This is a genomic window from Isoptericola luteus (assembly GCF_020297055.1).
Taxonomy (GTDB): domain Bacteria; phylum Actinomycetota; class Actinomycetes; order Actinomycetales; family Cellulomonadaceae; genus Isoptericola; species Isoptericola luteus.
Window position 1 is genome coordinate 1 of sequence record NZ_JAIXCQ010000002.1, and the last position, 18,335, is coordinate 18,335.

The 18,335-nt window shown below is 73.8% G+C and carries 16 protein-coding genes; 10 read left to right on the forward strand and 6 right to left on the reverse strand.

Annotated elements, in window-relative coordinates:
- Positions 1-84: 84 nt before the first annotated feature.
- The 3 genes from LEP48_RS03080 to LEP48_RS03090 all read right to left on the reverse strand — a co-directional run bounded on the left by LEP48_RS03080 (position 85) and on the right by LEP48_RS03090 (position 4,902).
- Positions 85-2,373 carry an esterase-like activity of phytase family protein gene (locus LEP48_RS03080; RefSeq protein ID WP_225564114.1) on the reverse strand — a complete coding sequence of 763 codons (2,289 nt, stop codon included), beginning with the start codon at positions 2,371-2,373 and terminating at the stop codon, positions 85-87.
- 179 nt (positions 2,374-2,552) lie between these two features.
- Positions 2,553-2,891, reverse strand: coding sequence for a hypothetical protein (locus LEP48_RS03085; protein WP_225564116.1), 339 nt, complete (start codon positions 2,889-2,891; stop codon positions 2,553-2,555).
- Positions 2,892-3,669: 778 nt separating this feature from the next.
- Positions 3,670-4,902 (reverse strand): multidrug effflux MFS transporter, encoded by a 1,233-nt coding sequence (locus LEP48_RS03090; protein ID WP_225564117.1) that lies wholly within the window; start codon positions 4,900-4,902, stop codon positions 3,670-3,672.
- Positions 4,903-5,041: 139 nt separating this feature from the next.
- Here LEP48_RS03090 and LEP48_RS03095 point away from each other — a divergent pair, with 139 nt between their 5' ends.
- Entirely contained in the window at positions 5,042-5,842 is an 801-nt protein-coding gene (locus LEP48_RS03095; RefSeq protein WP_225564118.1) for an SOS response-associated peptidase, read from the forward strand.
- A 113-nt stretch (positions 5,843-5,955) separates the two neighbouring features.
- Here the strand turns inward: LEP48_RS03095 and LEP48_RS03100 are convergent, their stop codons facing one another.
- Together LEP48_RS03100 and LEP48_RS03105 are read right to left on the reverse strand one after the other, a co-directional pair.
- Positions 5,956-7,002, reverse strand: a complete 1,047-nt coding sequence (locus tag LEP48_RS03100) for an adenylate/guanylate cyclase domain-containing protein (protein WP_225564119.1) — start codon at positions 7,000-7,002, stop codon at positions 5,956-5,958.
- 44 nt (positions 7,003-7,046) lie between these two features.
- Positions 7,047-7,952: a biotin--[acetyl-CoA-carboxylase] ligase gene (locus tag LEP48_RS03105; RefSeq protein ID WP_225564120.1), complete on the reverse strand. Its 906-nt coding sequence runs from the start codon at positions 7,950-7,952 to the stop codon at positions 7,047-7,049.
- Positions 7,953-8,085: 133 nt separating this feature from the next.
- Between LEP48_RS03105 and LEP48_RS03110 the strand changes: the two genes are divergently transcribed.
- From LEP48_RS03110 to LEP48_RS03125, 4 genes are all read left to right on the forward strand, one after another.
- Positions 8,086-9,678, forward strand: a complete 1,593-nt coding sequence (locus LEP48_RS03110; RefSeq protein ID WP_225564121.1) for an acyl-CoA carboxylase subunit beta — start codon at positions 8,086-8,088, stop codon at positions 9,676-9,678.
- 61 nt (positions 9,679-9,739) lie between these two features.
- Complete coding sequence (locus LEP48_RS03115) at positions 9,740-10,357, forward strand: hypothetical protein (protein ID WP_225564122.1); 618 nt, start codon at positions 9,740-9,742, stop codon at positions 10,355-10,357.
- Positions 10,354-10,596, forward strand: a complete 243-nt coding sequence (locus LEP48_RS03120) for an acyl-CoA carboxylase epsilon subunit (protein ID WP_225564123.1) — start codon at positions 10,354-10,356, stop codon at positions 10,594-10,596. The genes LEP48_RS03115 and LEP48_RS03120 overlap by 4 nt, the downstream gene beginning before the upstream one ends.
- A complete protein-coding gene (locus LEP48_RS03125; RefSeq protein WP_225564124.1) occupies positions 10,593-11,255 on the forward strand; it encodes a hypothetical protein in 663 nt (220 codons plus the stop codon). The genes LEP48_RS03120 and LEP48_RS03125 overlap by 4 nt, the downstream gene beginning before the upstream one ends.
- Positions 11,256-11,289: 34 nt before the next feature.
- Here the strand turns inward: LEP48_RS03125 and LEP48_RS03130 are convergent, their stop codons facing one another.
- Positions 11,290-12,480 carry a glycerate kinase gene (locus tag LEP48_RS03130; protein WP_308009958.1) on the reverse strand — a complete coding sequence of 397 codons (1,191 nt, stop codon included), beginning with the start codon at positions 12,478-12,480 and terminating at the stop codon, positions 11,290-11,292.
- A gap of 136 nt (positions 12,481-12,616) precedes the next feature.
- Between LEP48_RS03130 and LEP48_RS03135 the strand changes: the two genes are divergently transcribed.
- From LEP48_RS03135 to LEP48_RS03155, 5 genes are all read left to right on the forward strand, one after another.
- A complete protein-coding gene (locus tag LEP48_RS03135; protein ID WP_225564125.1) occupies positions 12,617-12,838 on the forward strand; it encodes a DUF6458 family protein in 222 nt (73 codons plus the stop codon).
- A gap of 95 nt (positions 12,839-12,933) precedes the next feature.
- A complete protein-coding gene (locus LEP48_RS03140; RefSeq protein WP_225564126.1) occupies positions 12,934-14,688 on the forward strand; it encodes a DUF885 domain-containing protein in 1,755 nt (584 codons plus the stop codon).
- Between the two features lie 6 nt (positions 14,689-14,694).
- The gene (locus LEP48_RS03145; protein ID WP_225564127.1) at positions 14,695-15,615 is read left to right on the forward strand and encodes an AEC family transporter; all 921 of its coding nucleotides are present in this window, start codon (positions 14,695-14,697) and stop codon (positions 15,613-15,615) included.
- A 17-nt stretch (positions 15,616-15,632) separates the two neighbouring features.
- The gene (locus LEP48_RS03150) at positions 15,633-16,325 is read left to right on the forward strand and encodes a Maf family protein (RefSeq protein WP_225564128.1); all 693 of its coding nucleotides are present in this window, start codon (positions 15,633-15,635) and stop codon (positions 16,323-16,325) included.
- A gap of 188 nt (positions 16,326-16,513) precedes the next feature.
- Positions 16,514-18,313: an acetyl/propionyl/methylcrotonyl-CoA carboxylase subunit alpha gene (locus LEP48_RS03155; RefSeq protein WP_225564129.1), complete on the forward strand. Its 1,800-nt coding sequence runs from the start codon at positions 16,514-16,516 to the stop codon at positions 18,311-18,313.
- The last annotated feature ends 22 nt before the right edge of the window (positions 18,314-18,335 follow it).

Genomic DNA, 18,335 nt, shown 5'->3' on the forward strand with positions numbered 1-18,335 from the left:
CCCCCGGCGCGGGGGGGGGGCCCCCGGGGGGGGGGGGGGCCCCCCCCCCGCCCCCCCCCCCGCCCCCCCCCCCCCCACGCCACGTCAGCGACGCGCGTCGACGGCCGCGGCGGCGATGTCCGGGTGGTCGGAGAACAGCCCGTCGAGCCCGGCGTCGAGGAAGGCGTCGATCTCGCCGGCGAGGTCGCCGTGCGCGTCCGGGTCGTCGGACGAGCGGAAGTCCGCGGCCAGGAACTGGTTCTCGGCGCGGAACGTCCAGGCATAGGCCTCGAGCCCGGCCCGGTGGACGTCGCGCACCACGCGGCTGGGCTCGTCGAGCGACCCGTCCGCCGTCCGCGGGATGACGACGTTCTTCTCCATGCTCACGATGTCGATGTACCTGGCCAGCCCGCGCAGGCCCTTCGGCGTGACGAGGTCGGCGTAGGTCCGCGGGTCGCCGGCGGCCACCAGGTCGTACGGCGCGCCGCTCGCCGAGACGTTCAGGGCCAGCCGGACGTCGGTGCGCCGGTCGAGCTCACGCAGGTTCCCGGTCTCGAACGACTGGAGCACCACGGGGGCGCGGCGCGAGTCCAACCCGTTCGCCCGGAGCTCGGCCACGAGCGGCCCGGTGAGGGGGAGCCCGACGGAGTCGAAGTACGTGGGGTGCTTCGTCTCCGGGGCCACGCCGACCGGCTGCCCGTCGCACGTCTCGGAGTGCCGCGCGAGGTCGAGCACCTCGTCGAGCGTCGGGACCTGGTAGAGCCCGTCGAACGCGGTGTTGCCGGGACGGACCTCGGGGAGCCGCTCGACGGCGCGCAGCGTGCGCAGCTCGGCGAGCGTGAAGTCCTCGGTGAACCACCCGGTCACCGCGCGGCCGTCGATGGTCTTGGTGGTGCGGCGGTCGGCGAACTCGGGGTGGTCGGCGACGTCCGTGGTGCCGCCGATCTCGTTCTCGTGGCGGGCCACCAGCACGCCGTCGGAGGTGGGCACCACGTCCGGCTCGATGACGTCGGCACACTGCAGGATCGCCTGCTCGTAGGCGGCGAGCGTGTGCTCCGGCCGGTACCCGGAGGCCCCGCGGTGCCCGATGACGGTCACGCCGTCGTCCCGGGTGCGCTCGCGCTCCAGGTCGACGACGACCATCTCGGTGTCGTCCGGGGTGCCGGGGTTGCGCGCGGCGTTGCCCGGGTAGTTGTTGTCGTTGCCGATCAGGATGCGGCCGTCCTCGAGGCGCAGCACCGTCTCGAACGACTGCACCGGCAGGGCGTACGTCTCGCCGAGGCCGTAGCCCTCGCCCGCGTCGATGCCGCGCGGGTTCTCGATGCGCAGCGCGTCCAGCACGAGCTCCTTGCGCACGTAGCCGTCGCGGTCGGTGCGGCTCAGGTCGATCTCGTAGACCCGCTTGGTGACCGATGCGGGGCCCTCGAAGTCGTCGCGCTCGACGATCCAGAACGAGTCCCGCCCCACGGCGAAGGCGTCGCCGAGCACGTTCGCCTCCTGGTCGGTCTGGTAGTCCCAGGTGCGGCCGGTGTACTCACCCCGGCGGGTGTCGAACTCGTGGATCACCCGACGGCGCTGGTCGGCGTCGTCCACGATCGCGCCCTCGAGCACGGGGTACAGGTAGCGCCCGCCGCGCGTGCCCGCCATCGCCTCGAAGCCGCGGCTGGCGCGCAGCGTCGGCTCCTCGCCGTCCGCCAGGTACGGGTTCTGCGGGGACCTCAGCCCCCCGGGCAGCGAGAACGGCTTCTCCAGCAGGGTGCCGTCCGCGTCGAAGTGCAGCAGGAACGGCCCGAACTCCTCACCCACCCACAGCGTGCCGTCGTCGGCCTGGACGACGGACTCGATGTCGAGGTCGGCCCCGGTGAGCAGCCGGTCGTCGGTGTCCTCGTGCACGATCTCGAAGTCCAGCACGTCGTTCGCGTCGTTGTACGAGATGTGGTCGAGCACCTCGATCTCGCCGGATCCGGACCTCCTCCCGCCGCCCGTGTCCCAGTCCGGCTCCACGAGGTAGCTGCGCAGCAGGAAGTCCGCCGAGTTGCCCTGGCTGCCGAACCCGTTGTCGGGCTGCGCCCAGAACGTGCCGTCGCCGTTGTCGACCATCGCCGAGAAGCCCGGGATCACCTGGCCGTCCCAAGGCCCTTGGCGTCCGTTCGCGGACGCCGCCTGGGCGCCCGACGGCGGCCCTTCGGCAAGGTGGTCGGCGGACAGGGTCGCACGCCCCTCGAGCGTGGGGACGAGGTGCGTCGTGACCTTGCCGGGCCGGTCGTGACCGCTGCCGTGGCCGCCACCATGGCCGTCATGGCCGTGGCCGGCGAACGCGACAGGTGCCGAGGTGAGCAGGAGGGCCGCGGCGGTACCGGCCGCGGCGACGCTGACGAGCCGAGAGGATCTCATGCTGCGATCCCACCCCAGGCCGGAGACGCTCGCACGAACAGGACAGGACGCCCGGGCATCGACTGCGTGAACCTCTGCTCCGTGGGGCGGTCCTGGACGATGATGACGTCGTCCTTGCCGTCGCCGGCCTCTCGCTTCGCCGGCAGATGCTGCCCATTTCGCATCTCCAGGATCGAGGCTCAGGCCCCGCCGTCGGTGCCGGCGACACTTTCGACATAGTCCGACACGAGCTGGAGGCCGAGGTGCTCGACCTGGACCTCTCCTACCTCGCCGCCGTCACCCCCGGGTCGAAACCTCCCGGCGAAGACGACGCGAACACTGCCGAGCATGCGCGAGAGGTATTCAAGTTGCACTGCATTCTGATCAAAGATCATCAGGCGGTAGCGGACCTCATCGACGGTGGCATCGGGTGAGGATGCCACGTATCGAACTGCATTCGCGTAGACATATCGACGACCTTCGTCACCCAAGAGGTCACCGCAATGAGTGATTGCGCCGTAGTCGGATACATAGCTCACAGAATCGCCCCTCCAGGGAGCATCGGAGTGGCCGGCCCCCAGCGCCCCGCCTCCGATCCCTCAGCAAGCTGTCGCATAGTCCTGCTTGTTAGCCACGTCGCCGGTCGAGCCTCGTGCGACGAGAACACCGTTCTCGCGAACCATCACCATCCAGTAATAGGACGGTGGGCACTGAACTTTCGTGAACCTCCAGCAGTCAGAGTTGACGTAGGTCACCCAGTGGACGTTGTTCACGAGCCAGGTCCGCCGACGCTCACAGGCAGCAGCCGATGTAATGTGGGCATAGTCGTAGGGTACTCACGAATCGAGCGGCGCCACATCAGCGCTTGTGGCGGTTGGACTCTTGGGGGCCACTGCGGCGGATGCCGAATAAACGGGTATTAATGCAAGCACCGCTGCAAGTACGGCTCCTGCAATTGTCCGAATCACGTGCGTCATCGACATGCTCCTCACGGGGAAGTGGGCGCCCGTACCATGCACGGCAGAAACTAGCTTTGACCAGGGACCCGCGCTCGTCCTGGCACGATGCGGTCTCCACGAGCGCCGGGGCGCCGTCGTCCATGTCGGCTGCGATCTTGGATGCCCCGGAGGGCCGATCCCGGCTCGAGCTTCTGGGTCGTCCCGGTCTGCTCGGCCGACGACGCGTCGGCTGCAGCACGTTGCGCGCGCGGGCGCCGCATGCTCCCAGCGTGGTACGACGATCGAGAGACCGCGACGACCTAGCACCTCTGTTCCACCTCGTGGGAGGTGCGGCTCGACAAACCCGCTCCCCGCAGTCCTAGTGGGCGAGCTCGACCCAGCCGTCGCGGCGGTAGGCGGGCGTGGCGAGGCCCAGCACGAGCAGCCCGCTGCACAGGGCGCCGAGCATCACTGCCGACATCGCGACGGCTCCCCCACCCAGCACGCCCACCAGGGGCGACACCACGCCACCGATCCCGGACTGGACGGCCCCGATCACGGCGGCGGCCGTGCCGGCCCGCTCGCCGTGGCGCGACAGCGCGATCGCCGACGCGTTCGCCGGGATCATCCCCTGGAACGCGAGCACCACCCACAGCATGACCAGGAGCCCGAGCAGGCCGCCCGCCCCGGTGAGCGCGACGACAAGCAACCCGATCGCGAACACCCCCTGGATCGCCATCGCGGCGCGCAAGATGCGGATGGGGGCGACCTTGCGCACCAGTGCGGCGTTGACCTGCGCCGAGAGCACGAGACCCAGCCCGTTCACCGCGAACAGCAGGGCGAACTCGGAGTGGCTGAGGCCGTAGCCCGTCTGGAAGACGAACGGTGAGCCCACCACGTAGCTCATGAGCACCGCCTGGCCGAGCCCGGGGATGACGGCCAGGGCCATGAAGCGCCGGTCGCGCAGCAGGGTGCGGTAGCCGCCGAACACCGAGCCGAGCGAGCCCGTCTGGCGCCGCTCGGGAGGCAGGGTCTCGGGCATGAGCCGCAGGACGACGAGCGCCATCGCCACGCCCGCCAGGGCCAGCGCGGCGAACACCCAGCGCCAGCCGGCGGCGGCGGCGATGGCGGAGCCGAAGGTGGGGGCGAGCATGGGCGCGACGCCGATGACGAGCATGAGGCGCGATAGGATGCGCGCGGCCTCGGCGCCGACGAAGCGGTCGCGGAGCACGGCCATCGCCGCCACGCCGCACGCGGCGTTGAAGAAGCCCTGCGCCAGCCGCAGCCCCACGAGGATCGCCATGGTCGGCGCGAACGCGCACAGGACCGAGGTGACGACGTGCAGGGCGAGCCCGACGAGCAGGGGTGCGCGCCGACCGTAGCGGTCGGACAGCGGGCCGATGACGAGCTGCCCCATCGCGCCGCCGATGAGCATGACCGAGATCGACAGCTGCGCGAACGACGCCGAGGAGCCCAGCTCGTCGGCCACCTCGGGAAGGGACGGCAGGTACATGTCGACCGTGAACGCCGGCAGCGCCGCGAGAGCCCCGAGCATGATCACCCAGCGGAACGGCGAACGGGCACGCGTGGGCGTCGCGGGGGGCTGGGGCATGACGGCCATCGTATCGAATCGTTACGATCCGTGGCAGGGGAAACCGGCACCGCGTCCCGTGAGCCCTCTCACCCCACTCCCCGTCCCGTCTCCGCGGCGGGGACGGGAGGCTGTCGGTGGGGTGCGTCACGATGGAGGCATGTGCGGTCGCTACGCGTCCTTCCGCGACGCCCAGGACATCGCCGACGACCTCGCCGTCGCCGACATCGCCGACGACGCGCGGCTGCTGCCGCCGTCGTGGAACGTCGCACCCACGGACCCTGTCCGGATCGTCGTCGAGCGCCCGCAGCGCATCGACGGCAGGAACACCGGGGAGATCACCCGTTCCCTGCGGCTCGCCCGGTGGGGGCTCGTCCCGTCGTGGGCGAAGGACCCGGGCATCGGCGCCCGGATGATCAACGCGCGCTCGGAGACGCTGCTCGACAAGTCGGCGTTCGCCAAGCCCCTCGGGGTGCGCCGCTGCCTGCTGCCGGCCGACGGCTACTACGAGTGGCGCAAGCTCACCCTGCCCGACGGCGCACCCGCCCGGGCCGGGTCCACGAGCAAGGTGCCCAAGCAGCCCTACTGGATCCACCCCGCCGAGGGGGGCGTCGCGGCGCTCGCGGGCCTCTACGAGTTCTGGCGGGACCGGTCCAAGGCCGACGACGACCCGGACCGCTGGCTCGTCTCGGCCACCGTGATCACCACCGCGGCGTCGAAGGACCTGGAGCGCATCCACGACCGGATGCCGGTGATCCTCCCGGCGGACGCCTGGGACGCCTGGCTCGACCCTGCCGTCGGCGCCGAGGAGGCGATGTCGATCGTCGGCGGTCCGCAGGTCGGCATGGCCACGCGCCCCGTCGGGGACGCCGTCGGCTCGGTGCAGAACAACCGGCCCTCGCTCATCGAGCCGGACCCCGACCCCCGCGACCCTGACGTCGTCGCCGTGGGCGGCCCCTGAGCCTCCGGAGACGAGCCGTCCGGCGATGAGCAGCCCGGAGACGAGCAGCCCGGAGACGAGCAGCCCGGAGACGAGCAGCCCGGACGCAAGCGGGCCGGGCGCGTCCGCGACGCTCAGGCGCCGGTGTACGCCCGCTGCAGCCGCACCGGCGTGACCTCGCCGATGCCCTGGAGCTCCTGCGGCTCCTGCGCGGTCAGGGCGTAGCGCGACGACGACGCGAGCAGGCGGGCGGTGGGCGGGTCCACCAGCACGGACGTCGGCTCCGCCAGCTCCGTGATGCGGGAGGCGAGGTTCACGTCCGGGCCGAAGACGTCGCCGAACCGCGACAGCACGCGCCCCCACACGAAGCCGACCCGCACGGGGATCTCGTCCTCGGTGGTGTGCGGCGCCGCCAGCCCGAGCGCGACCTCGGCGCCGGTCGTGACGTCGTCGGCGACGAACAGCACCGCGTCGCCGATGGTCTTCACGACCCGCCCCCCGGCCTCCGTGATGACGTCCCGCGCCCGCGACTCGAAGACCTGCACGAACTCGGCGAGCTCCTGGGAGCCCAGGCCGGCGGTGCGCTTGGTGAACGAGACGATGTCGGCGAAGCCGACCGCCCGCCGCAGCGGGAGCTGGTCGACGGCAGCGGCGTCCGACGTCGCCCGGATCCCGCCGAACTCCGTCGCGAGACGTCCGGTGAGCGCCGCGAGCTGCAGCCGCCAGGCGTGCTCGAGCTGGCGGGACATCTTGTCCGCGAGGTCGGGCACGCGGTCGAGCGCGGCGAGGCGGGCGCTCGCGTCGTCGAGCCCGTGCCGCCGCTGGATCAGCTCGACCAGGGCCTCCACGTGCCACAGCGCGAGCCGGTCGGTGGTGTGCCCGAGCGACCGGATGAACGTCATCTGCGCCTGCTCGTCGAGCTGCTCGTCCGTGACGAGATCGCCCACCTCGCGCAGCGCCTGCATGTCCGCGTCGGTGAACAGGGTCTCCGTGGGGTGCGTGACGGGAAGGCCGAGCCACCGCCAGTAGTTCTCGATGAACTCCCGCGACAGCCCCGTCCCCGCGACCAGCTCGGCCAGGGTGTACCGCCGGGGTCCGCCGAGGATCGCCTCGTCGAGCCTCGCGGCGGTGTCGTCCGGGGTGGCCCCCGCGGGAGTGCCAGTGGTGGTGTCGCTCGTCACGTCCCCACTGTAGCCAGCGCGGGCTGTGTGCCGGCTGGGTGTCGTCAGGGCCGGCGCAGGTGGTGCACGTCCCCCGCGGTGACCACCCGCTCGCCGTCGGGGGTGTCGAGCACGAGCGAGCCGTCGGGGGTGAGCCGGGACGCCGTGCCCTCGTACGCCCCGGCGCCGCCCACCAGCTCGGCGCGCACGGGCGTCCCGAGCGTCGCGGACGCCGCGCGGTAGGCCTCGTCCAGCCGGGCGGACGCCACGTCGCCGCCCGCCTCCTCCCACCGGCCGACGACGGTGCACAGCCGCCGGGCGAGCGCGCCCAGCAGCTCACCGCGGTCCACCTGCACCCCGGCCAGGGCGAGCGAGGTCGCCGTCGGCACCGGGAGCTCGTCCGCCGTCTGGGAGACGTTGACACCGACCCCCACGACGACGGCGGAGCGGCCCGCGCTCCCGGACCCTCCGGCGCCCTCGTCGGCGCGGGGCTCCCCGGGGGCTCCGGGGCGTCCCGGCACGACCTCCGCCAGGATGCCCGCCACCTTGCGGAACTCCCCGAAGCCGGGCACGGCGGGGGCCGCGGGCAGCAGCACGTCGTTGGGCCACTTCAGCCGCGCGGCGCCCTCGTCGCCGGCCCCCACGTCCCGCAGCGCGCCGACCACCGCGAGACCGGCCAGGAGAGGCAGCCAGCCCAGCGCCGAGGCGGGCACCCGCGGCCGCAGCAGGAACGACGCCGTGAGCGCGGCCCGCGGGGGCGTCGCCCAGGTGCGCCCGGCACGCCCCCGCCCCGCCGCCTGGTGCTCGGCGACCAGGACCCCGGGCGCGGCCAGGGCGCCCGACCGCGCCCGGGCGACGAGCTCGGTGCTCGTCGACGGCGTCTCGGAGAGCACGTCGAGCCAGGCGAGGGGGCCGTTGGGCGCGAGCAGGTCGCGGCGCAGGGCGCTGATGTCGAGGAGGTCGCGGGTCACGGCACGATCGTGCCGCACCGGGCCCACGTCGCGGGACCCCGCCGCAGATTTGTGGGGTCCCACCAAAGAAGCGGGCGGTCACGCGGCCTGTCGCCCATCGATCGGTGGCAACCCACCAACTAGGGTCGGTCGGGTGAACGACGCGACCTCGACATCCACCGCCGCCAAGCTCGCCGACCTCGAGCGCCGTCGGGAGCTGGCCCACGCCACGGCCGAGGAGAACGCCCGCACCCGGCAGCACTCCCGCGGCAAGAAGACGGCGCGCGAGCGCATCGACGCCCTGCTCGACGAGGGCAGCTTCGTCGAGCTCGACGCGCTGGCCAAGCACCGCAGCCGCAACTTCGGCCTCGAGCGACGGCGCATCGACGGCGACGGAGTCGTCGTCGGGTACGGCACGGTCGACGGCCGCCAGGTGTGCGTGTTCAGCCAGGACTTCACGGTGTTCGGCGGCTCGCTGGGCGAGGTGCACGGCCAGAAGATCGCCAAGGTGCAGGACCTCGCCCTGCGCACCGGGGTGCCGATCATCGGCATCTCGGACGGCGGCGGCGCGCGGATCCAGGAGGGCGTCGCCGCGCTGACGCAGTTCGCGGAGATGTTCCGCCGCAACGTGGCCGCGTCCGGCGTGGTGCCGCAGATCTCCCTCATCCTCGGCCCGTCCGCGGGCGGCGCGGTCTACTCCCCCGCCCTGACGGACTTCATCGTCATGGCCGACGGCACGTCGAACATGTTCATCACCGGGCCCGACGTGATCCGCACGGTCACCGGCGAGGACGTCGACTTCGAGACCCTCGGCGGCGGCCGCACCCACAACACGACGTCGGGCGTGGCCCACTACCTCGGCGCCGACGAGGACGACGCGATCGACTACGTGCGGCACCTGCTCGACTACCTGCCGCAGAACAACCTGGGCGACGCGCCGTCGTTCCCGCCCGAGGACGACCTGCCGCTGGAGGTCACGGCCGACGACGAGGCGCTCGACGTCATCGTCCCCGACAGCGACAACCAGCCGTACGACATGCGGGCCGTCGTGGAGGCCGTGCTCGACCCGGAGTCGTTCCTCGAGGTCCAGCCGCTGTTCGCGCCGAACGTGCTGGTCGGCTTCGGCCACGTCGAGGGCCAGTCGGTGGGCGTCGTGGCGAACCAGCCGCTGTCGATGGCGGGCACCCTCGACATCGACGCCGCCGAGAAGGCCGCCCGGTTCGTGCGCACGTGCGACGCGTTCAACATCCCGGTCCTGACGTTCGTCGACGTGCCGGGCTTCCTGCCCGGCGTGGGCCAGGAGCACCAGGGCATCATCCGCCGCGGCGCCAAGCTCATCTACGCGTACGCCGAGGCGACCGTCCCCCTGGTCACGGTCATCACGCGCAAGGCGTACGGCGGCGCCTACATCGTCATGGGCTCCAAGCAGCTCGGCGCCGACGTCAACCTCGCCTGGCCGACCGCGCAGGTGGCGGTCATGGGCGCCGGCGGCGCCGTCAACATCCTCCAGCGCTCGGCGCTCAAGGAGGTCGCGGACTCCGGCGGTGACGTCGAGGCGGAGCGGCAGCGCCTGACCGACGAGTACACCGACGCGATCGTCAACCCGTGGGACGCGGCCGAGCGCGGGTACGTCGACGCCGTCATCCGCCCGTCGGAGACGCGCGTGCAGGTGGTGCGCGCGCTGCGGGCGCTGCGCACCAAGCGCGCGTCCCTGCCGCCCAAGAAGCACGGCAACATCCCCCTGTGACCCGCCGCCGGTCGACCGTGCCCTGCGTCGACAGGACCAGGAACCGAGAGAGAATGCCCGCATGAGCCACGAGGACGCCACCCACGGACCGGCCCCGCTCGGGTCGGTCGACCCCGAGCCGATGCACCGCGCCGTCGACGCGCTGGCCGCCGCGCTGCACGAGTACGTGACCACCGCGGTCGGCGTGCGCACGGAGTTCGGCGCGGCCGAGGCGGACGAGGACCCCCGGGTGCTCGCGCTCGAGAACAGGGTCGGGCAGCTCAACGCCGCCGTCTTCGACTCGCTGCACGACTCGCTGGGCATGCACCCCGACCTCACGAGCTCGGTGTGGGAGCCGGAGGAGGACGAGGAGCCGGAGCACGCCCACGGCACGCCCGAGGGCGCGGTCCCGGCCGAGGTCTTCTACCTCGGTTTCGTGATCGCCGATCCTCCCGCCGGGGCGAGCATGACGCTCGACGGCGTCGTCGAGCTGCTCGACGAGGCCGGCACCGACGTCGCGCAGCGCCTCTTCGACGGGGGCTACGAGGTCGCGGAGTGGGCCACGTCGCGCGGCGCAGCGGTCGACTTCGGCGACGACGACGAGCTGGACGACGACGAGCTGGACGACGACGAGCTGGACGAGGAGGTCGACGGCGGCGACGACGCGACCGACGACGGACCGCAGGGCGGCGACCGATGAACGACCAGGTCCGCGTGCTGCGCGGCTCCCCCGACGACGCCGAGGTCGCGGCGCTGGTCGCCGGGCTTGCGGCGGTGGCCGCCGCCGACGGGCTGCCGGACGACGTCGCGCCCGTCGAGGAGTGGACCAACCGTGCGCGCACGGTCCGCGGCAACGGCGCGGGCACGACGGCGAAGAGCTTCGGCGGCCGCTGGGGCCGCCACCACGCGGACGCCTGGCGCTGGAGCCTCCAGTCGTGAGCGTACTGTGGCAGCAGGTGGAGCACGCGGACGACGTCGAGGCGCCGCTGGAGGCCCTTCCGCAGGCCGACCCGCCGGGATGGGTGCGCCGCTGGCTGTGGGCGCCCGCGCTCGGGGTCGCGCTCGCGCTGTACGTGGTGCGACGCCAGCTCGAGAACCCGTCGGGCGAGCTGGAGCTCTGGCTGTTCATGGGCATGCTCGCGGCGGCGATGGTCGGGGCGGTCGCGTGCCTCGTCCGGTACCGCGACGACCAGCGCCGTGGCACCGAGCAGGCCGCGGCCCGGGCGTTCGACGCCGGCGCACGCTCCGTCACCGGGTCCGTGCTCGTCCGTGAGCGGGCGACCTCGAGCGGCCGGCTGCTGAGCGGCCTGCTCTCCTACCCGACCGACGACGGCACCGCGGAGCAGACCTGGTCCGCGATGCTGCCGGCCCGGTCCGCGGACGAGCAGCCGGGCGAGCAGTCGGGCGAGCGGTCGGGCGAGCGGTCCGACGACGAGACGGCCGGCGAGGACCGGGACGGCGCTACCGCCCGCGTGCCGCTGCCGCCGCGCGACGGCGACCCGGTCGCGGTGTGGTGGGCGCCGGGCACGGACGTCGTCGTGGCCCGGTACCACCGCGGCTGGGCGGAGTCGGTCCGCCGCCGCACGCGGGGGCGCTGAGGCGGACGCAGGGCGGGGCCCAGGGCCCGGGCGGTCAGGGTGCCGCGCGCCCCGCGGCGAACAGGCGGCAGACGTGCGCTGCCGTGCTCTCGAGCTCCGTCAGGGCGTCGCGGGAGAGCTCGGCGAGCGACCGCGGGCCGGGTGCCAGGGAGAACGCCGCGGTGATGCCCGCCTCCGCGACCTGGCCGGGCGTGAGCTCCACACCGCCCGCGACGACCACGACGGCCGCACGACCAGCCACCAGCCGCACCACGGTGTCGACGACCTTGCCGTGCAGCGACTGCTCGTCGAGACGCCCCTCCCCCGTGAGCACGAGGTCGGCGTCCGCGAGCGCCCCCGGGAGGCCGACCGCCTCGGCGACGAGCGTGCCCCCGGGCACCAGCTCGGCCCCGAGCGCCGCCGACAGCCCCACCGGCAGCCCCCCGGACGCGCCCGCGCCGGGCAGGTCGCGCGCGTCGTGACCGGTCGCCGCGGCGAGCGCGTCGGCCAGGCGGGCGAGGCCCTCGTCGAGGGCCGCCACGTCCTGGGGCGTCGCCCCCTTCTGCGGGCCGAAGACGGCGGCCGCGCCCCGCGGCCCGAGCAGCGGGTTGTCGACGTCGCACGCGATGCGCCAGCGCAGGGCGCGGGCGCGCAGGTCGAGGCCCGTCAGGTCGACGTCCGCCAGGGACCTCAGCCCGCCGCCGCCCGGGGTCACCCGAGCACCCGCGGCGTCGACGAACCGTGCGCCGAGGGCGCCCAGCAGGCCGGCACCGCCGTCGGTCGTCGCCGACCCGCCCACGAAGAGGACGACCTCCTGCGCCCCGGGCACCGCGTCGAGCGCCGCGAGCACGACCGCGCCCACCCCGCGGCTGGTGGCGTCGAGGGGGCGCAACGGCACGTCGGACACCTGCGGCAGGCCGTTGGCCTCCGCCGCCTCGACCGCGAGTGTCCGCCCGTCGGGCGAGACCCCGTACCGCGCCGTGGTCGGCCTGCCCAGTGCGTCGGTGGTCGCGCAGGTGCGCGCGCCGGTGCCCCACGCCCCGAGGATCGCGTCGAGCGTGCCCTCCCCGCCGTCCGCGAACGGCACGGCCCGTACCCGCGCGGCGTCGCCGAGGGCCGCGCGGGCGCCGGCTGCGAGCGCCGTCGCCACCTCGGCGGCCGTGGCGCTGCCCTTGAACGAGTCGGGGGCGACGACGACGCGCAGCGCGCGCCGGTCGGGGGCGGGGTCCATCACGTCGTCGTGCACGAGGACCGAGGCTAGCTCCTCCGCCGCTCCCGGACACGACCGTCTCGGCAGCGCGTCCACGTGCGAGGAAGCACGCGGCTCGACATGATCGGGGCGACGGGTACCGACCTCGGTACCTGGGAACGGAGGCACGCTCATGGGAATCGGAAGCGGCATCTTCCTCATCGTCGTCGGCGCCATCCTCGCGTTCGCGATCTCTCCCGACACGTGGGAGGTCGTGAACCTGAACGTGGTCGGCTACATCTGCATCGCTGCCGGCGTGCTCGCCCTCATCCTCGGTCTGGTCCAGAACCGCCAGCGCGCACACACCAGCCACCGCGTCGAGCGGTACGACGACCGCACACCGCCGCCCGTCTGACGGGGCCGTGGGGCAGGCGGGCCGGCCGACACGGGCGGTGCGCGGGACCCGGCGGTGCGCGGGACCCGGCGGTGCGCGGGACTAGGCTGCGGCGTGTGACTGCGCACACCACCTCGAACGATCCCGCCTCGTCTCGCACGCCGTCCGCGATCGACGCCGTGGCCGACGCCTACGTCCAGCGCGTCGCCGAGCTGGACCCGCTCACGGCCACCGCGATCGGCGTCCCGGGCCACGACCACGCCATGACGGACCTGTCGCCCGCGGGGCACGAGGCGCGGGCGTCCGCCGACCGCGCGGTGCTGCGCGAGCTCGACACCCTGGAGCGCGACGGGCGCCACGAGTTCGACGGGATCGACCGCGTCACCCTGGCGGCCATGCGCGAGCGTCTCGGCCTCCAGCTCGAGCTGCACGACTCCGGAGAGCCGCTGGCGAGCCTCAACAACATCGCATCGCCGGTGCAGGAGCTCCGCGACGTCTTCGACGTCATGCCCACCGGCACCACCGAGGCCTGGGAGAACATCGCGTCGCGCCTCACGGGCATCCCGGAGGCGATCGAGGGGTATGTCGCCTCGCTGTCCGAGGCCGCGCGCCGCGGCCAGGTCGCCGCGGTCCGCCAGGTCCGCGAGGGCATCGCGCAGTCGCGTGAGCTCGCCGGGGACGACTCGTTCTTCCGCGAGCTGATCCGTGGCCCCGAGGTCGACTCGGTGCTCGACGAGTCGGGCGCCTGCAGCCTGATCCGCGCCGAGCTGGAGCGCGGCGCCGACGCCGCGCGCGCGTCCTACGCCCGGCTCGCGACCTTCCTGGAGCGCGACCTCGCGCCCCGCGCCCCCGAGCGCGACGCCGTCGGGCGGGACAGGTACGCGCTGTTCTCCCGGGAGTTCCTGGGCGCCCAGGTCGACCTCGACGAGACGTACGAGTGGGGCCTCGACGAGCTGGCGCGAGTGGTCGCCGAGCAGGAGGCCGTGGCCCGCGAGATCGCCGGCCCGGGCGCGAGCGTCGCGGACGCGGTGGCGGCGCTCGACGCCGACCCCGCCCGCACCCTGCACGGCACGGACGCCCTGCGGCGGTGGATGCAGGAGACGGCCGACGCCGCCATCGAGGACCTTGCGGGCACCCACTTCGACATCGAGGGCCCGGTGCGCACCATCGAGTGCCGCATCGCCCCGACGCAGACCGGCGGCATCTACTACACCCCGCCGAGCGACGACTTCTCCCGGCCGGGGCGCATGTGGTGGTCCGTGCCCGCCGACGTCACGGAGTTCAACACCTGGCGCGAGAAGACGACCGTCTTCCACGAGGGCGTGCCCGGCCACCATCTGCAGTGCGCGGCCACCGTGCAGGCCCGCGACACCCTGAACTCGTGGCGGCGCCTGATGTGCTGGGTGTCGGGGCACGGCGAGGGCTGGGCCCTGTACGCCGAGCGGCTGATGGCCGACCTGGGCCACCTCGACGACGCCGGCGACCGGTTCGGCATGCTCGACGCGCAGCGGATGCGCGCGGCGCGCGTCGTGCTCGACATCGGCGTGCACCTGGGCAAGCGGGCACCTGAGCAGTGGGGCGGAGGCGTCTGGGACGCCGACAAGGCGTGGCCGTTCCTGCTGGCCAACGTCAACATGCCGGAGGCGTTCGTGCGGTTCGAGCTGAACCGCTACCTCGGCTGGCCCGGCCAGGCACCGTCGTACAAGGTGGGCCAGCGGCTGTGGGAGCAGGCCCGCGACGAGGCCCGCGCGGCGGCCACCGCCCGAGGCGAGGACTTCGACCTCAAGGCGTTCCACGCTCGCGCCCTCGGGCTGGGCTCCGTCGGTCTCGACGTGCTCCGCTCCGCGCTGCGCGACGACCCGCGCGCCTGAGGACCCGTGTCAGGGATCCTCACCGGCTTCGCCATCATCGGCGTGGTCATGGCGGTGGGCTACCTCGCGGCGCGGCTGCGCCTCGGGGGGCCGGACGCCCAGACCGCGCTGAACCGGATCGGCTTCTTCGTCGCCAGTCCCGCGCTGCTGTTCACGGTGATCGCCCGCGCCGACGTCGCCGAGCTGTTCCAGGCCCCGTTGCTGGTGCAGGCCGCGGCGGCGCTCGGGTGCGCGGCGATCTTCGTCGTGGCCAACGTGCTGTGGCTCCGGCGCCCCATGGCGGAGGCCACCGTGGGCGCGGCGGCGTCCGGGTACGTCAACGCGAACAACATCGGCCTGCCCGTCGCCGTGTACGTGCTCGACGACGCCACCGCGGTCGTGCCGGTCATCCTGCTGCAGCTGCTGGTGCTCGCGCCGGTCACGCTGCTCGTGCTCGACGCCCGGACGTCGGGCCGGGTCTCGCTCGGGTTCGTGCTGAGCCAGCCCGTGCGCAACCCCATCATCCTGGGGTCGCTCGCCGGCGCTGTCGTCTCCGTCACGGGCTGGACGGTGCCCGACGTCGTCCTCGCCCCCCTCGAGATCCTCGGCGGCGGCGCGATCCCGATGATCCTGCTCGCGTTCGGCATGTCGCTGCACGGATCGCGGCCGCTCGCGCCCGGGGACGGCCGCAGCGCGATCCTCGTGGCGTCGGCGCTCAAGTCCGTGGTGATGCCCGCCCTCGCCTTCGTCCTGGCCCGGTACGCCTTCGAGCTCGACCAGGCCACGGTCGTCGCCGCGGTGACGCTCGCCGCGCTGCCCACCGCCCAGAACATCTACAACTACGCCGCACGGTTCCGCACCGGCGAGGTGCTGGCGCGCGACACCGTCCTCGTCACGACCGTCCTCTCGCCGGTCGTGCTCGTCGTGGCCACGGTGCTGCTGCACTGAGGAGGTAGCGTGCAGCCGTGCCCACCGACGCCCTTCCCCCGTCAGCCGTCACGCCTGCCGCGACGCCCGTCCCGCTCGTCCTCGCCTCCAGGTCGCCCGCCCGCCTCGCGACGCTCGCCGCCGCCGGCGTGACCCCGGCCGTGGTGGTCTCCGGCGTCGACGAGCCCGCGGTCCTCGCCGCCGCCCGGGAGCGGTTCGGCACCCTCGAGCCCGCCGACGCCGTGCTCGTCCTGGCGCAGGCCAAGGCGGAGGACGTGGCCCGCCAGGTGGAGGAGACGACGTCGGCGCTCGTGGTGGGCTGCGACTCGATGCTCGAGCTGGACGGCGAGGTCCTGGGCAGGCCCGCCGACGCCGCCGAGGCACGCGCCCGCTGGCGGGCCATGCGCGGCCGGGCCGGGGTGCTGCACAGCGGCCACTGGGTCGTGGACGTCCGCGACGCGGGCGACGGCGGGACCGGGGCGACCCTCGGCGCGACGTCGTCGACCACCGTGCACTTCGCCGACGTCGACGACGCGGAGATCGACGCGTACGTCGCCACCGGCGAGCCGCTGCAGGTGGCCGGCGCGTTCACGATCGACGGCCTCGGCGGCCCGTTCGTCGAGCGGGTCGAGGGCGACCACCACGGCGTGGTGGGGCTGAGCCTGCCGCTGCTGCGCGAGTTGCTCGCCGAGATCGACGTCCCCTGGCGTACCCTGCGCTCCGGGGGCTGAACAGGTCGGGACCCGCGGGTCGAGCCTGTCGAAACCACCAACGCCTGGTGGCTTCGGCAGGCCTCATGCGCAGAGTCCATGTCGGAAACCTCCAAACGCTCCGGAGCGTCGTTGGCACCCGGCACAGACTTCCCCGACGGGCAGCGCGCGGGTGCGGGAGCACGTGGGCGCGCGCGTTACCGTGAGCCGTGCCCACGATCAGCAAGGTCCTCGTCGCCAACCGCGGTGAGATCGCCGTCCGCATCGCTCGCGCGTGCGCCGACGCCGGTGTCGCCTCCGTCGCCGTCTACGCGGACCCGGACCGGGACTCCCTGCACGTCCGCCTCTGCGACGAGGCGTTCGCCCTCGGCGGCCTGCGCGCGGCCGACACGTACCTGGACGTCGACAAGCTGCTCGACGTCGCCCGCCGCTCCGGCGCCGACGCCGTGCACCCGGGGTACGGCTTCCTCTCGGAGAACGCGCAGTTCGCGCAGGCCGTGATCGACGCCGGCCTGGTCTGGATCGGCCCGCCGCCCGCCGCCATCGAGGCCCTCGGCGACAAGGTGAGCGCGCGGCACATCGCGCAGGCCGCGGGCGCCCCCCTGGTGCCCGGCACCGCCGACCCCGTGGCCGACGCCTCCGAGGTGCGCGCCTTCGCCGCCGAGCACGGGCTGCCCATCGCCATCAAGGCCGCGTTCGGCGGCGGCGGGCGCGGCCTCAAGGTCGCCCGCGCCGCGGACGAGATCGACGAGCTCTTCGACTCCGCCGTCCGGGAGGCCACCGCGGCGTTCGGCCGCGGCGAGTGCTTCGTGGAGCGGTACCTCGACCGCCCCCGTCACGTGGAGACGCAGTGCCTGGCGGACGCGCACGGCAACGTCGTCGTCGTCTCGACCCGCGACTGCTCTTTGCAGCGCCGCCACCAGAAGCTGGTCGAGGAGGCCCCGGCCCCGTTCCTCACCGCCGCGCAGGAGGCCGAGCTCGACCGGGCCTCGAAGGCGATCCTGCGCGAGGCCGGGTACGTCGGCGCGGGCACCTGCGAGTTTCTCGTGGGCACCGACGGCACCCTGTCGTTCCTCGAGGTGAACACTCGCCTGCAGGTCGAGCACCCGGTGACCGAGGAGGTCACGGGCATCGACCTCGTGCGCGAGCAGCTGCGCATCGCGGCGGGTGAGCCGCTGGGCTATGACGGCACCACCGTGCGCGGGCACAGCCTCGAGTTCCGCATCAACGGTGAGGACCCGGCCGCGGGGTTCCTGCCGGCGCCGGGCACCGTCTCGACGCTGCGCTGGCCGAGCGGCCCGGGCGTGCGGGTCGACACGGGCGTCGTCGAGGGCGACACCGTCTCGGGCGCGTTCGACTCGATGATCGCCAAGCTGATCGTCACGGGCGCCACCCGCACGCAGGCCGTCGAGCGGGCCCGCCGTGCGCTGCGCGAGCTCGAGGTCGCGGGCATCCCCACGGTCGTCCCGTTCCACCGGGCCGTCCTCGAGGCCGACGACTTCGTCCCCGCGGACGGCTCCGCGTTCCGCGTGCACACCCGCTGGATCGAGACCGACTTCGCCGACACCGTCGCCGGGCTGGGCGCCTCCGCCCCGGCCCCCGCTGCCGACGACTCCGACGACGAGGAGCCGCTCGCCGAGCGCGTCGTCGTCGAGGTCGGCGGACGACGCCTCGAGGTCGTGCTGCCCGCCGGTCTCGGCGTCGCCGCCGGTCGTGCCCGGCGCGCCAACGCCGCCCGCCGTCCGGCCCGCCGGTCGGCCGCGCGCGGCTCCAACGGCGCGGGCGGCGCCGGCGGCGCCACCCTCGCGTCGCCCATGCAGGGCACCATCGTCAAGGTCGCCGTCGCCGAGGGCGACCAGGTGGCCGAGGGGGACCTCGTCGTCGTCCTCGAGGCCATGAAGATGGAGCAGCCGCTGCTGGCGCACCGCTCGGGCACCGTCCGGTCGCTGAGCCTCGAGCCCGGCGCCGGCGTGAGCGCTGGCACGGCGATCTGCGACATCGTCGACTGACGGTACCGGGTGGCACCCTCGC